Consider the following 15903-nt stretch of genomic DNA (forward strand, 5'->3'; position numbering starts at 1 on the left):
AAAGTTTTTATTCTCTAGCAAAAGAAACTATTTCCTTTTTAGAGGGTTTACATTGATTATTTCTATTACTGAAAAAGCTTACTTTTGTGTATTGATTGACTGAACCGATCCATCAGCTATCACTTTAACTTCAGGTAAAGATGATTTTTCTAACTGTTGTTGATTTGCAAATTCAGCTTGTGCCTTTGCTTGTTCCTGTGCATATCCCACCATTGAATTATTTTGAGAAGTTTGCTCAGTTTCACAACCTGATACCATTAATCCTCCTGCTGCAACAAATACAGAAAATAATAGCTTCAGTACACTGTTTTTCATAAACATTTTATAAAATCCTCTTTTGTCTTTTTTTAGCAAAGATGTTCCTACATAGAAAGAACAGTCTTTCTACAAAAGATAACATTTTTGATCAATAAAGCAACATACGTCTCATATTTGTTTTAATTATCAATTCAATAAAAGTGATTTTATTTAATAGAAATTTAATATATATTGTCAATTTAAGTCACTTATTTTAATGAAATTATTTTTTTAATAATAAAAATATTTCTAACATTTTCTTATTAATTATCGAGTCATTTAGTAAAAAATATTTTAAGTAACAATAGAACTTAAGAATATAAGCTCTATTGTTATTTTTAAATTATAAAAAGGAAAACTTAATCCTTCACTTCAGCCAACAACGTTTCAGCTGCAAGTTTGCCTAAATTATTAGAAGCAAGCGGACTATCACCTGTTAACAATTTACGGTCTCTATGACATTGTCCGGTAATACCCTTATTTAAAATTTCCACACCGAGTTTTTCAAGGTTTTCACCAACTAACCAAGGTAACGCACCCGGCATATAGCCAATATCGATATTCGCCCCTGCATCTAAAGCATCAGGGAATACACAAATTTGATAACCTTTGAAAATATAGTTTTCAGGCGCTTCGTCTACAGCCGCAGCCAATAACGCAGCAGGCCCATGACATAAGGTAATAATAAATTTATCTTGCTCAACTGCCCATTTAAGAACTTTTTTTACGTCAAGGCTATGTGGAATCTTAGCTAATACACCATGTCCACCCGGAATAAAGACAGCCGCATAAGGTGAGTTTTCCCCTACTACTTTTTCTAAAATATCTCCGAGCTTTAGAGGATTCTTTAACTTGTCTGCATATTTCTGAAAGGTATCTAATACGACTTGTTCTTGTTTTGGCATCGCCCACATTTCAAGTTTGGCAGGATTACCTGAAAGTGTCGCAACATCAATTTCAAAGCCAGCATTATCTAAATGAAACATCGGTAAAAGCATTTCAACAGGATGATTTCCTGTTGAAAAAAACTTACCGTTTTGCATTTGAATATAACGCTCATCGGTTGCAATCACTAAGATTTTTTTACTGCCCGTATATGGCGTTGAGTATGTAGTTCCATCGTAATCTGTTTTTGGAGCAGTATATTGACTCAGTGAATAAGGCGATGGGAAAAAGGCATTATCTTCAGCCAAATCTGGAGTAGGATTTTTATCATCAATATTTGCGGTATTCATTGTTACTATCCTTTTTCATCAGTATGGAAAGAAATAATAAATTAAGAGCCAATTCTTATTTCTTACTCAATGTATAGGTGAATTCATAGAACTGGTGCAATCTGCCAATAGAATTTGGCAATTTTTATAGAGAAATAGGCAGAGTTTTAAATTATAAAATTTAGTTTAGGCGAACCTGTCGTTCACCTAAACTTTAGTGATTACAGCTTTACGCATTCATTTCTAAAACGATCTTTCCAATGTGATCACCCTGCTCCATACATTCATGAGCACTTTGTACATCTGAAAAAGCATACGTTTTATAGATTTGAGGTAAACACTTACCTTGTGCCAATAATGGCCACACATGCTCATGCAAAGATTGGGCAATTTGTGCTTTTTCTTCACTAGTACGCGCTCGCATCGTTGAACCCGTAATCGTGGCACGCTTTAAAATCAATTTTTGTAAATCAAATTCTTTTGCGATTCGACCACCCATAAAACCAATAATGACAAGTCGACCATCACGTTTTAATAGATTTAAATTTTTCTGGAAATAAGAGCCACCCACAATATCCAAAATAACATCAATACCTTGGTCTTGGGTGTGTTTCAAAATTTCTTGCTCAAAATCTTGGGTTTTATAGTTAATTGCCGTGGTCAAATCAAAGAGTGCCTCAACTTTATCTTCGCTTCCAACCGTAGCAAAAGTCTTAATCCCTAAAGCATGACAGATGGCTAAAGCAGTGGTACCAATGCCACTGGCCCCTCCGTGAATCAATGCTGTTTCATTTGCCTTTAAACGACCAATATCAAAAAGATTGGCCCAAACTGTGAAGAACGTTTCTGGAATAGCAGCGGCTTGAATAAACGATAAATTTTCAGGTATTGGTAATACTTGTGTCGCAGCAACTGCACAGTACTCTGCATAGCCACCACCATTTGTTAAAGCACAAACTTTATCTCCGACTTTGAACTGTTGCACTTGGTCACCTACCGCAACCACCACTCCAGCAACTTCTAGTCCCGGTATTTGAGTAACACCTTTAGGCATTGGATATAGGCCCATACGCTGTAACACGTCAGGGCGGTTAATTCCCGCAGCCTTTACTTCAATCAAGACTTCATCTGTTTGAAGTGCTGGAATATTAGCATCTTGAACTTTTAGGACCTCAGGTCCACCTGGAGCGGTAATTTCAATAATTTTCATAGTGGTTGGAAGGGTCATTTATATGCTCCATGTTTGATTTATATTTTAAAAATACTGATCTAAGTTAAATAATCGAAGACTTAGGTGGAATTCCAAACAGTCGTTTAAATTCTCGACTAAATTGTGAGGCACTGACATAACCGACTTCATAGGCTGCTTCTGCTACCCCCATTTTGTTGTTCATGATCAACTCACGTGCTTTATGCAGTCGAGTAATTTTGATGTACTGTAAAGGAGAATAATTTGTCACTTTTTTAAAAGTTTGGTGAAAAAGCGATATGCTCATTCCCGCTTGTTTCGCCAACTCTTGAACCGTTAAATTACGATAATAATCACGCTGAATAATTTCACAGATTGTATAAATCACGCCGTTTCGACTTGCCATGGCAGATAAATTTTTTATGAACTCTCCTCCAGAAGCCTGTAATACACGATAAACCAATTCTCTTTTTACTTGTTCACCCAATATAAAAGTATCTTGTTTAGAGCGAAGTAAATTAAGCAATCGTAGAGCAACTTCCGAAATAGTCGCGTTCATATCAATCACTCTAAGCCCGCAGCTCAATTTTAAATCGCCTGACTGAGAGTCTTCGGTAACCACTTGTTGTTCTTTATCCAGTTTAGTTACTAAATCAACCTTCATTTGAGATTCAAATTTTATTGCAATAGCCAACATTGGTTCATTATTTTCAACTACTGTATCGCAATCAAAGGGAATGGCAATTGAAATGAATAAGCACTGCCCCTGACGAAATTGAAAAATATCTTTGCCGATATACCCTCGCTTTACTCCCTGTATGACTAAAACAATTGAAGGTTCTTGCAACACTGCAACAGGTGATGTGGAGTGATCAACACGCATCAAGGTGATGTTGGAGATAAAAGTAGGATAAAGACCTTCTGCTGGAGCCAAATGTAAAAATGCGTCGACCAAATTTTCCGAGAGATGATTTTGCGGCATAGTTTTATTGCGAGATGTAATCTAATAATCAATATAACAATGAACCTAAAATGAAAACATGTGTCTTAGGTTTACTTTGTATAAATAGGCAATTCAAATCAATTTTTAGGCATAAAAAAGCCTAGAATATTCTAGGCTTTTTCACTGCATCAGATTTTAAGCCGATAAATTAAAGAACATTGCTGCAATCAGAATAATTACACCCAATACGATTCGATACCATGCAAATACACGTAACGTATGGCGCTCTACAAATAGCACCAATGCTTTTACAACAAATAAAGCGGCAATAAAGGCTGCAACGAAGCCGACCCCAATATTAATCATATTATCAGCGGTAAGTACGTCTGCATTTTTGATCAAGTCAAAAGTTGCTGCGCCCAACATGGTTGGCATTGCAAGGAAGAAAGAAAACTCTGTAGCAGCCTTACGTGATAAACCCGCAAACATTCCTCCTACAATTGTTGCACCTGAACGTGAAGTTCCTGGAATCATGGCAACACACTGAGCAAGTCCAACTAGAAGTGCTTGTTTAAAAGTAATTTTGGTCGCATCGTCTGTCTTATGTTCAAACTGCTTAGATTCAACCCAGAAAATAATGAGAGCACCAACAATCAATGCAATAGCAACGACAATTGGGCTGAACAAAACACTTTTAATAAAATCGACGGCCAAAACACCAATAATGACTGCAGGGAAAAATGCAATAAGTACACTGATGGCGAAATGACGAGACTCGACGTCTCCACTAAAAAAACCTTTAATCAAATTAATAATTTTTTGTCGGTATAACCAGCACACTGCCAAAATAGCACCTAACTGAATTACGACCTCAAATACACGTCCACCGTCTGAATGGAAATCAATAATATGACCAAATAAAATCAGATGGCCTGTACTCGAGATGGGTAAAAACTCAGTTAAGCCTTCAACAAAGCCTAGAAACAGTGCTTTTATAACTTCAAAATTTTCCATAACTTGCTCAAAGAAAGTTAATCATTAGAACGATCTAAAATTTGTTTTATCACAATTGGTAAGCCTCAAATTTGACTTAACACATATTCAATATCAGATCATTTCTAACGTTTGTGGTTATTGCCCCTAGTTAAAGGCAGTTTATTTAAAGTGCGATAATGTATCACATCATGATGACAAACTTGGGTTAACTATCGTAAAAAGATAAAACTTGGTAAAGAACTGCCAAAATTTCTCTTGTTATAGATAAAGCTTTTTGCCGCCTCTTACTCTACAAAATGATCTTAAAAAGTCCTTAAAAAAACATGATATTATTGTGACTAAATGCAGCTCTTATCAAAAATTCTATCTGAATGAAAAATACTAAAATTAATGCACGCCATCTTATTATCGATTTGTTTCTTTCCTCAGCCTATCCTCAACTCACCATCAAACAGATATTAATTGCAGCCAAACTCTTTAATATGAGTGAAAATGGAATTCGTGTTGCTACAACTCGGTTATTAAATGAAGGCATGATAGAAAGTGTGGAGCGCGGTATTTATCAACTTTCGCCATCAACCAAAGAATGGGCAAAAATCATTTTGAACCGCAAAAATGGCATTAAACAAACCAAAGAATGGCAACAGCATTATCTTGCAGTATTTACAGGCACATTAGGTCGCATAGATCGCACCGCTTTAAAAAAGAGAGAACGAGCATTACGTCAATTTGGCTTTAAAGAACTCGAAACCGGTATTTATATTCGACCTGACAATTTGGCCTATAGTTTCGAAAAAACATGTAAAGAACTTGTTTTAGCAGGCCTTGAAAGTGAAACAAAAATTTGTGTTATTCAACAGTTTGATTCAAAAAGCCTTCAGTTGATTGCTTCTTTATGGGATACCAGACAACTCGAATTAAACTACAAAAACTATAGCCAAGATATTCAGCAGTGGCTTTTAAAATATGAAAAATTACCACTCAATGATGCTGCTGCTCAAGCATTGTTACTAGGACGTGAAACCATTACTTTATTAATGAATGATCCTTTGCTGCCCTCTCCCTTTGTTAACGAACATGCCCGCAATCAGTTTGCTCAAAATGTACAACAGCTAGACTCGATTGGACAAAAGCTGTGGCAAAAACTTTATGAAAATGAATTAGCCCATTGACGGGCGATTTATTTTTTTACAAACAAATATTACACATTTTTAAATTTTATGATTATATTGGTAATATAAAAGATGGATACCAAAATCTGATTTGGGAGAATAAAAATGAATACACAGGTGAGTGTGACCGATCTATTTAGCAGAGAAGAAATACAAGAACTCACAGAGCCTTCAGATGCTTACGGCGCTTGGGCTGTTGCAAGTACATGGGCGGTTATTGGCGGAACATTTGCGAGCTTAATCATGATGTGGGATTACTTACCGAGCTGGGGCAAATTACTTGCTTGTATGCTTGCCTTAGCTATATTGGCGGGTCGCCAGTTATGCCTAGCGATTTTAATGCATGATGCATCGCATAAAAGCTTGTTCAAAAATAAAAAAATAAATGACTTTGTAGGCGAATGGCTATGCGCCCGCCCAATCTGGAATGATCTATACAAGTACCGTCAACATCACGTTCGTCATCATGCAAAAACCTCTACTCCAGATGACCCTGATCTTTCTTTGGTGTCAGATTTCCCTGTGAGCAAAAAATCTGTTACTCGTAAATTCTTACGCGACTTAACGGGGATGACGGGATTAAAGTTTAGCTTTGGTCGAGTGTTAATGGATCTCGATTTAATGAAATGGACTGTTGCAAATGATCAGATCTGGTTAGACCGCAGCAATAAACACCTTGTTGATTATGCCAAAAGTCTTGTAAAAAACAGTAGTGGAGCCATTGCAACCAACGCAGCTCTTTATGGTGTTTTAAAGGCATTTGGTCAGCAACGTTTTTATTGGTTATGGCCTTTTGCTTATTTGACTCCATTTCCATTATTTTTAAGAATTCGCTCAATGGCGGAGCATGCAGGTATGCAAACGAGTCTTACAGCCTTAACAAATACCCGTACAACACGTGCAGGTTGGATTGCTAGAAGCTTTGTGGCCCCTATTCATGTTAATTACCACATGGAACACCATTTAATGGCTTCGGTACCCTACTTCAAACTGCCACGCATGCATCGTCTATTGAGAGACCGAGGACATGTACCGACACCACCTAGCTATTTTGAAGTGATTCAGTCGCTTTCATCTAACCCAGAACGAACAGCTTAGAGCTCTCGAATCAGATTTAGAGGCCATGCAATTAAATCAGTGGCCTCTCTAACTCAAATGTGAACTCAATTCATCCATTTTGCTGTGGGTCTGAAAATATTTGGGTGTGACTCCCATCCAACGTTTAAACGCACGGGTAAAATGAGAAGTCTCGGCATAACCTAAAGTTAAAGCCACTTTTTCAATCGAGATGTTATTTTGAGCTAAAAGTTTCTGGGCATATTGCTTTTTAAGTGAGTCAACCAAGATGGTAAAACTTGTATTTTCAATGGCTAAATATCGTTGCAAAGTTCGCTCTGAAATATTCATGACTTGAGCCACTTGCCCTACCTTTAATGCCTCAACCTCGCCATTTACAAGTAATTTTTCAGCAACTTGTTTGACTTGCCCTTTCCAGCCAGTGCGTAACTTTAATTTTTCTATATCTCGCTTGCATTGTGCGTTTACCAAAGGCGCCAACATCGGGTCTGCAGTTAATACAGGCTGTGCTAAATACTCTTTTGGAAATATCCAGCTGTTGCGTTTTTGATTAAATAAGCAAGTGACTGCCAGTTGACTACTTATTTTGGCAAAACCTGTCGGTTCTGGCATTTGTAATTCAACTTTCCCTAAATTGGATAAGCCTGTTAAATTTTTTGCAATTTGAACAAAGCCTACCAATAAAAAAATATTGGCATTTGGACTCAACTGAAATTCCTTTACAGGCTGATGAATGAACCAATATGCATCATTATTTTCTTGTTTTACTTCTGGTTTAAAAACCTCGCAACGTGACCCAATGAACTGTTCAAGAATTTTCAAGGCTTCCCCTAAATTTGGAGAAACCATGGCAGCCATTCCAACTGAACCATAACATGAAGCAGTCATTTCTAAAGCCAAATACCCCGCTAATGCAGGCTCTTTGCACAACTCGATGGCCCGCTCAATGAGCTGATTTAAGGTATTAAACTCAACATACCAATATGGTTTTTTTAATTGATCTACTGTTATGCCGCTTCCATCTAAAAGCTGCTCGCAAGAGACACCCCAACGCTTAACAGTCTCGACCATTAAGTTAATATAAGTTCCGGGTAATTCTGGATTCATGAGCAACCCATTGAACAAAATAAAATGGCGCGAAATGGTAAAAACTGTCAGTTCATGAACTATGCCATGCTTTTAAATTGATGCATAGTGATTCAAAACAAAATCCGCTTAATTGCACTAAACAGTACAATTTCTGAAAAATACAGGTGCCCCTATGAATATCCTGATTGTCCATGCCCACCCAGAACCACAATCTTTTACCACTGCTCTAAAAAGTACAGCAAAGCAAACCTTAGAAAAATTGGGACATCGCGTAGAGGTTTCAGATTTATATGCCATGCAATTTAACCCTATTGCATCTAAAGAGGATTTTTTAGAGCTCAATCAGCCTGACTATTTTAACTATGCATTAGAACAAAGAAATGCCAGTAAAAATCAACTTCTAGCTCCTGATATTCAGGCAGAAATTGAAAAGGTAAAAAAAGCTGATTTAGTCATTTTAAATTTCCCACTCTACTGGACCTCTGTACCAGCAATTTTAAAAGGCTGGATTGATCGTGTATTTGTTTCAGGACTCTTTTACGGTGGTAAACGCTTTTATAACCACGGCGGAATGGCTGGTAAAAAAGCCATGCTGTGTTTAACACTTGGCGGCAGAACACATATGTTTGGAGAGAACTCAATTCACGGCCCAATTGAAAATTATTTATCACCGATTCAACGTGGTACTTTGGCATATGCCGGTTTTGAAGTTTTACCGCCATTCATTGCCTACCATGTACCCTACATTAGCCAAGAAGCACGAAAAATCCTTCTCGAAGACTATGTAACTTATCTAACGCATCTAGACCAACTTGAACCACTAAAATTTCCTAAGCTTGAACAATTTGATGAAAAGTTATATCCACTCTAACGCTGTGTTTTAGCTCTAAAAAATGAATAATCGAATCTAGCTTATTATTTTCGATTATTCTCTTGCTGAACCTCTCAAATAGAAAGTCTAAATTGGCTCAAAAAATAGATCAAATGGTAAAAAAATATAGGTGAAATTTTTTATAAAATTAAGAATATAAAACTGAATCAATAATATACAGATGTAGAGAAACTAGACTTATCAAGTAAAAATGACAACTAATACTCATTTCATAACCAACTAATCCATATTTTTACAAAAAAATCTTTGACCATTTTTCTTGGATTTGTGAAAAAAATGTCACTAAAACAAACCACTTTACTAATAGATTAAAAATATAAATATCAATTAATTAAAATAATTTACTAATGAAAATATTCCTTCATATTTCATCCATTACTGACACTCTTTGTATAAAAAGTGAGTACTGTTCAGTTCATATAACAGATTTACTCTTATTGTAATTATGCTATTTTTGTTACATGGAGTTATCAAAGCTTTTATAAGTTGTAATTAGAAGCTTTGAAGGCAACACAGTTTAAACGGTTTAACTCTGTTACTTTTAAAAAAATGTCTTGAAGTTCAAGGAAAGATTAAAATGAAATTAAAACATCTGAGCACTGCAATGATTTTAGCAACGCTGCCTGCAACTGGGGTTTTTGCAGCAGCATTGGATCGCTCTGGACAATCAATGTCTGCATTTTTGCAGCCTGGTAACTACTTTGAAGCTGGTATTTCTGTTTTAGACCCAGATGTAGCTGGTAAAGAGGCGGGTGGAACTCCAACACGTCGCGATATTAGCGATATGGGTGATGATTATTATTTTCCAAGCGCAGCCTTAAAACTACAACTTAACGATAAGTTCTCTTTTGGTTTGCTTTATGACCAACCATTTGGTTCAGATGCACAATACTCTGGTAATAATGCATTTGTTTCAAATCCAGGTTCTGACTCAGTTCTATCACCTGCTGCAATTGATGGAATTGTTACAAAAAAGGCAACTGAAGCCTTAATAGCACAAGGCGCACCAATCACTGAGCAAAATTTGGCACTAGCTAAAGGGAAAGTCTTAGCAAGTGATAGTTTTAAAGCATTAGCTGGTGCTCTCGGTGTAGCAAATAATTATTTAGGTACTGGTGGAACTAAAGTTGAGGTTGATACACAAAACTTATCTTTTGTTTTTGGTTATCAACCGACTCAAAATTTTAACTTCTATGCGGGTCCTGTATTACAAACAGTTAAAGGTAATGTAAGTTTACGTGGCCAAGCTTATAGTCTTTACAATGGTTACGATGCGAATATTAAAGAAACCACTGGTGTAGGTTGGTTAGCAGGTGCAGCTTATCAAATTCCAGAGATTGCGCTTAAAGCATCTTTAACTTATCGCTCTGAAATCGATCATAAAACCAATATTAATGAAGATTTATCTTTATTAAATTTCCCTGGTCTTACTTCTGTACTCGCTGGTTTAGATGTTCCAGCATCTAAGCTTCAAGCCATTAATTCAGAAGGCAAAACTACAATTACTACCCCTCAATCTGTAAACCTTGATTTCCAAACAGGTATCATGGCAAATACAGTTGCATTTGCTAATGTACGCTGGGTGAACTGGAAAGACTTTTCAATTCAACCCTATAAATTTGGCAAAGTTTCAGAAGCTATTGGTGGACTTGTTGGGCGTCCAAATGGTTTCAACTTAGTTGAATATGCTGATGATCAATGGTCTGTTAATGCGGGTGTAGGCCGTAAACTTACCGACAAGTGGGCTGGTAACGTTTCAGTAGGTTGGGACTCTGGTGCAGGTAACCCTGTAACTACTTTAGGTCCAACCGAAGGTTATTGGAACGTAGGTTTAGGCCTTCAATATAGTCCTACGCCACAAACCTTCCTTGCGGGCGGTGTAAAATATTACTGGTTGGGTGATGCTAAAGCTCAAACTGGCGCACAAGCAGGTACTGATCAATATGTTGCAGACTTCTCTGACAACAACGCAATCGCTTATGGTTTAAAACTTGGTTATAAATTCTAAGTTTCAAAACTCATTCATATAAAAAGGCGCTTTAAGCGCCTTTTTTTATTCTTGCTATTTAAGCTGGGATACTACGCTTTGAAACAGAACGAATTGCTTCTTTTAATGCGTCATAGCCGTGAATTGCAGGAAATTGCGGGAACTCAGCAATTACGTTTGCAGGTGCATCAAACAAGAAACCATGGTCAGCTTCGCCCAGCATCGTTGTATCATTATAAGAATCACCAGCAGCGATTACACGGAAATTTAAGCCATGTAGTGCCTTAACAGACTCACGTTTTTGATCTGGTTGACGTAGCTTATAAGCTGTAATCATTCCTTCTTCATCTGTCTCTAGCTTATGACAGAAAATTGTTGGCCAACCCAATTGCTTCATTAAAGGATGCGCAAATTCATAAAAAGTATCTGACAAGATCACGAGTTGGAAATGAGTGCTCACCCATTCAACAAATTCTTTTGCACCTGGTAAAGGCCCCATCTCAGCAATGACTTCTTGAATATCATTTAAGCCTAGACCGTGTTGTTTTAAAATATTAAGACGCTGAGTCATTAAAACATCATAATCCGGAATATCACGAGTTGTAGCCTCGAGTTCTTTAATCCCTGTTTTTTTAGCGAAATTGATCCAGATTTCAGGAACTAAAACCCCTTCAAGATCTAGGCATACGATTTCCATGAATGCTTCCAACGTTGGTTAAAAATTGCTGTATCATACCATTAAGATTTTCAGTTTTGCGTTGTTATTGATCAAATCAATTTTATTCATAAGGATCGAAATTAAAGTGCTAAGCAGTTTATCAACTATCCTTTAGAATATTTTTCATAACTCAATGCGCCCAAGCCTTTTGCCAGGAACACACATGACCGTTATTCCGACTATTGATATCGTAGATGCTCTTGCTGCTGAATATGCAACTAAAAGCCCTCGGGAAATTTTACAACTTGCCTTAAGCCAACAAGGTGAAATTGCAATTTCTTTTTCGGGAGCAGAAGATGTTGTCTTAATTGATATTGCTTCACGTTTAGGCAAGCCTTTCCGTGTCTTTAGTCTCGACACTGGCCGCCTCCATGCTGAAACTTATCAATTTATTGAAACTGTCCGTAAACATTACAATATTAATATCGAAATTTGTTTCCCTGAATCTGAAGCTGTTCAAAACATGGTAAACGAAAAAGGTTTATTCAGCTTTTTTACAGATGGGCATCAGGAATGTTGCGGTATTCGAAAAGTTCAGCCTTTGCGTAAAAAACTTGCGACCTTAGATGGCTGGATTACAGGTCAACGTAAAGACCAAAGTCCTGGCACACGTACAGAAATTCCAGTAGTACAAGCTGATGCTGGCTTCTCTGGACCAGATAAGCAACTTATTAAATATAACCCTCTAGCGAATTGGACAAGTGTCGAAGTATGGAGTTACATCCGTATGATGGAAATTCCATATAATCCTCTACACGAACGTGGTTTTGTCTCTATTGGCTGTGAACCATGTACACGAGCTGTTTTACCAAACCAACATGAGCGTGAAGGACGCTGGTGGTGGGAAGAAGCGACTCAAAAAGAGTGCGGATTACATGCAGGCAACATGAAAAAGTAATTTGTTATCAAAAAACCACTGCTAAATCAGTGGTTTTTTTTATGTCATGTTACGTACACAAAGTCATATTTTCTCTACTCTAAACGCTATATACTTAATTTTACGGTTCTATAATTCTAATAAGAGCTCAGATAAGGGCTTCTTAGAAAAATGCATGAGGCACAATGATTTATGCGTCCATTACACCCAATTGATTTCATTTTTCTGTCACTTGAAAAAAGACAGCAACCCATGCATGTCGGTGGATTATTTTTATTTGAAATTCCTGAAAATGCACCTGAAACCTTTGTACATGATTTAGTAGAAGATATTAAACGCTCAAAAAGCATTCCTATTCCTCCCTTCAATAACCGTTTAAATGGTCTATTTTGGGATGAGGATGAAGAGTTCGATATCGATCATCACTTTCGCCACATTGCTTTGCCTCATCCTGGGCGCATTCGTGAACTTCTGGTTTATATTTCACAGCAACACAGCTCATTAATTGACCGTGCCAAGCCGCTTTGGACCTGTGACATTATTGAAGGAATCGAAGGCAACCGTTTTGCCATGTATTTTAAAATCCATCATGCAATGGTTGATGGCGTTGCGGGTATGCGTTTGATTGAGAAATCACTTTCAAAGACACCTGAAGAGAAACACGTGGTTCCTTTATGGTGTGTTGAGAGCAAAAGAACTAAACGCCTAAAAGTGCCTACCCCAAGTACAAGTAAAATTAAGAGTATTTTAGGAGGCATTAAGTCTCAACTCGATATAGCTCCTAAAGTAATGCAAGAGTTATCTCAGACTATATTTAAAGAAATGGGCAAAAATCCTGATTATGTCTCTACCTTTCAGGCGCCAGTTTCGATTTTGAACCAAAGAGTAAGTGCTTCACGTCGTTTTGCTGCCCAATCCTTTGAATTGAGCCGCCTTAGAAAAATTTCAAAAGCATTAGGCGTAACAATTAACGATGTTGTACTAGCAGTATGTTCTGGTGCTTTACGTGAATATTTGATTAGTCAAAATAGCTTACCTAAAAAGCCACTTATTGCCATGGTTCCAGCTTCATTGCGCACAGATGATTCTGATATGAGTAACCGGATTACTATGATTCTGGCAAATTTAGGGACTCATAAAGACCAACCGTTAGAACGTCTAGAAATTATTCGTCGCAGCATGCAGAATTCAAAGCAACGCTTTAGCCGTATGACTGCTAATGAAATTTTAAACTATAGCGCGGTTGTTTATGGTCCGGCAGGATTAAACATCATGTCAGGAATGCTTCCTAAGCGACAGGCGTTCAATTTAGTGATTTCCAATGTACCAGGGCCACGTGAGCCACTTTATTGGAATGGCGCGAAATTAGACGCTCTCTACCCTGCTTCGATTGTCATGGATGGACAAGCTTTAAATATTACCATGACCAGTTATTTAGATAAGCTTGAAGTTGGATTAACGGCTTGTCGAAATGCTTTGCCAAAAATGCAAAACCTTTTGACTCATTTAGAGGATGAGATTCAACGTTTTGAAGAAATTATTGCTGAGAAGCAACTGAAACATCATTCAGCTAGCTAGAGAAAACTAAGGGGCTTTGAATTGGCCCCTTATTTTTTGATTGTGCGGCACTGGTTAAGCAACTGATGACATACTGAACGAATCATTGCAGTTGTGATCGGTACTTCTTTACCTTGGTCATTCAACATATAGCAGCTATTTACTGGCGTGCTTTCTAAAACATGTTTAAGACCGTTGCTAATTAAGTTTTCACTTACATTCATGGGTTATACCTCTTATTGTTTGCTAAGACGTTAAATAGGGAGAACGTCTAGGGCTACTGTATGTAAGTAGTATTTAAAATTCATGAATGAAAGTAAAATTTCAGTTGTAACAAGGATTAAGCGATATCTTGTTACAACTTTAACTTAAAATGATATCGTATTGCTCTTGCGTATATAAATTTTCGACCTGAAATTTAATCACACGGTTAATAAAATGCTCTAAATCAGCCACTGCGGGCGCTTCTGCTGTTAATAATCGGTCAATCACAGAAGGATGAGCAACAACAGTAAAGCCACTCGTTGACTCAAATGCGCGGGTATATCGTAATATCTCACGAAATATTTCGTAACACACTGTCTCTGCTGTTTTGACAAAACCACGTCCTTGACACGTTGGACACGACTCACACAGCAAATGTTCTAACGATTCCCGTGTTCGTTTACGAGTCATTTCGACCAGACCAAGTTCTGATACCTGAGTGATTTTGGTCTTGGCGTGATCGCGTTCAAGCATTTTTTCAAACTGACGCATCACCTCTTCACGGTGAGTTGCCTCTTGCATGTCAATAAAATCAATAATGAGAATGCCACCCAAATTACGCAGTCTAAGTTGACGTGCGATGACTTGAGTCGCTTCCATATTGGTTTTAAAAACGGTGTCTTCAAGACTACGACCGCCAACATATGAGCCAGTATTAACGTCAATTGTCGTCATGGCTTCAGTCTGGTCGATCATTAGATAACCACCCGATTTCAAAGCAACGCGTGTTTGAAGGGCTTTCTGGATATCTTCTTCGACGTTATAGAGATCAAATAGCGGTCGCTCACCCGGATAATGAATGAGTCGACTTTGCATATTCGGAACAAATTCTTCAACAAACTCAAGAAGCTTGGCATGAATTTCTCTCGAATCGACATAGATCTTTGCAGTCTCTTCGCTTGCTAAATCTCGAATAATGCGCTGAGGTAATGGAAGCTCTTCAAAAATTAAGGAAGGAACTGCAACATCAATCTGCTTACGTTGAATGTATTCCCATAATTTACTCAGATAGCACATATCACGTGCAATTTCTGCCTCATCCACACCTTCGGCAGCCGTACGTACAATCACGCTACCCGGCAGATTATGTTCAGATTGAATACTTTCGATAATATTACGTAGTCGCTCTCGCTCTTCTTCGGACTCAATACGCTGCGATACGCCAATATGGTTACCATATGGCATGAGAACCAAATAACGAGAAGGAATTGAGAGATCTGTACTCAGACGTGCCCCTTTCGTTCCTAACATATCTTTCATGACTTGAACGGTCAGGGTTTGACCGGGATGTAAGAGTTCAAAAACGTTTGGGGTGGGTTGTGAACGAGGCCAAACCATATCATTGATATGTAAAAAGGCTGTTCGGGATAAACCGATATCAACAAAAGCAGCTTGCATGCCCGGAAGCACTCGCACGACTTTACCCTTGTAAATATTGCCGACTAGACCGCGCTTGACTGTACGCTCGACATACAGCTCATTAACAGTTCCATTTTCGATTAATGCCACCCGACACTCCATAGGCGTGACATTAATAAGTAATTCTTCTGACATACATAAACTCAAAGCATTATAAAATTTTTATTAAAGAGTCAGAGAAGCTGTTAACTTTAACTTTGTCTAGTGTTCAT

At 37.6% G+C, this 15903-nt stretch carries 15 protein-coding genes; 6 read left to right on the top strand and 9 right to left on the bottom strand.

Annotation, left to right across the window (positions count from 1 at the left end):
* Positions 1–78: 78 nt before the first annotated feature.
* The 5 genes from AC07M3_RS12650 to AC07M3_RS12670 form a co-directional block, all read right to left on the bottom strand.
* Positions 79–321, bottom strand: coding sequence for a hypothetical protein (locus AC07M3_RS12650; RefSeq protein WP_494567452.1), 243 nt, complete (start codon positions 319–321; stop codon positions 79–81).
* Positions 322–656: 335 nt separating this feature from the next.
* A complete protein-coding gene (gene hchA, locus AC07M3_RS12655) occupies positions 657–1532 on the bottom strand; it encodes a glyoxalase III HchA (RefSeq protein WP_494567453.1) in 876 nt (291 codons plus the stop codon).
* A 208-nt stretch (positions 1533–1740) separates the two neighbouring features.
* Positions 1741–2739 carry an NAD(P)H-quinone oxidoreductase gene (locus AC07M3_RS12660; RefSeq protein ID WP_494567454.1) on the bottom strand — a complete coding sequence of 333 codons (999 nt, stop codon included), beginning with the start codon at positions 2737–2739 and terminating at the stop codon, positions 1741–1743.
* Between the two features lie 46 nt (positions 2740–2785).
* On the bottom strand, positions 2786–3682 hold the full coding sequence (locus AC07M3_RS12665; RefSeq protein ID WP_494567455.1) for an AraC family transcriptional regulator: 897 nt from the start codon (positions 3680–3682) through the stop codon (positions 2786–2788).
* A 156-nt stretch (positions 3683–3838) separates the two neighbouring features.
* A complete protein-coding gene (locus AC07M3_RS12670) occupies positions 3839–4657 on the bottom strand; it encodes an undecaprenyl-diphosphate phosphatase (RefSeq protein ID WP_005036395.1) in 819 nt (272 codons plus the stop codon).
* A 353-nt stretch (positions 4658–5010) separates the two neighbouring features.
* Here AC07M3_RS12670 and AC07M3_RS12675 point away from each other — a divergent pair, with 353 nt between their 5' ends.
* Entirely contained in the window at positions 5011–5811 is an 801-nt protein-coding gene (locus AC07M3_RS12675) for a PaaX family transcriptional regulator C-terminal domain-containing protein (RefSeq protein ID WP_494567456.1), read from the top strand.
* Between the two features lie 105 nt (positions 5812–5916).
* A complete protein-coding gene (locus AC07M3_RS12680; protein ID WP_494567457.1) occupies positions 5917–6909 on the top strand; it encodes a fatty acid desaturase family protein in 993 nt (330 codons plus the stop codon).
* 48 nt (positions 6910–6957) lie between these two features.
* Here AC07M3_RS12680 and AC07M3_RS12685 read toward each other — a convergent pair whose 3' ends face one another.
* Positions 6958–7995 (bottom strand): AraC family transcriptional regulator, encoded by a 1038-nt coding sequence (locus AC07M3_RS12685; protein WP_494567458.1) that lies wholly within the window; start codon positions 7993–7995, stop codon positions 6958–6960.
* 154 nt (positions 7996–8149) lie between these two features.
* On the opposite strand from AC07M3_RS12685, the gene AC07M3_RS12690 reads away from it, so the two are divergent.
* A complete protein-coding gene (locus tag AC07M3_RS12690) occupies positions 8150–8848 on the top strand; it encodes an NAD(P)H-dependent oxidoreductase (protein ID WP_494567459.1) in 699 nt (232 codons plus the stop codon).
* 598 nt (positions 8849–9446) lie between these two features.
* Positions 9447–10877 carry an OmpP1/FadL family transporter gene (locus AC07M3_RS12695; RefSeq protein WP_199990724.1) on the top strand — a complete coding sequence of 477 codons (1431 nt, stop codon included), beginning with the start codon at positions 9447–9449 and terminating at the stop codon, positions 10875–10877.
* A gap of 58 nt (positions 10878–10935) precedes the next feature.
* Here AC07M3_RS12695 and thrH read toward each other — a convergent pair whose 3' ends face one another.
* Positions 10936–11553, bottom strand: coding sequence for a bifunctional phosphoserine phosphatase/homoserine phosphotransferase ThrH (gene thrH / locus AC07M3_RS12700; protein ID WP_003655338.1), 618 nt, complete (start codon positions 11551–11553; stop codon positions 10936–10938).
* A 184-nt stretch (positions 11554–11737) separates the two neighbouring features.
* Between thrH and AC07M3_RS12705 the strand changes: the two genes are divergently transcribed.
* Complete coding sequence (locus AC07M3_RS12705) at positions 11738–12472, top strand: phosphoadenylyl-sulfate reductase (RefSeq protein ID WP_494567460.1); 735 nt, start codon at positions 11738–11740, stop codon at positions 12470–12472.
* A 171-nt stretch (positions 12473–12643) separates the two neighbouring features.
* Positions 12644–14029 carry a WS/DGAT/MGAT family O-acyltransferase gene (locus AC07M3_RS12710; protein ID WP_042897680.1) on the top strand — a complete coding sequence of 462 codons (1386 nt, stop codon included), beginning with the start codon at positions 12644–12646 and terminating at the stop codon, positions 14027–14029.
* A gap of 29 nt (positions 14030–14058) precedes the next feature.
* Here the strand turns inward: AC07M3_RS12710 and AC07M3_RS12715 are convergent, their stop codons facing one another.
* Entirely contained in the window at positions 14059–14232 is a 174-nt protein-coding gene (locus AC07M3_RS12715; protein WP_002116397.1) for a PA1571 family protein, read from the bottom strand.
* A 139-nt stretch (positions 14233–14371) separates the two neighbouring features.
* A complete protein-coding gene (gene rng / locus AC07M3_RS12720) occupies positions 14372–15826 on the bottom strand; it encodes a ribonuclease G (RefSeq protein WP_005036381.1) in 1455 nt (484 codons plus the stop codon).
* Between the last annotated feature and the right edge of the window lie 77 nt (positions 15827–15903).

The sequence above is a fragment of the Acinetobacter sp. GW821-FHT09D10 genome (genome assembly GCF_059416285.1).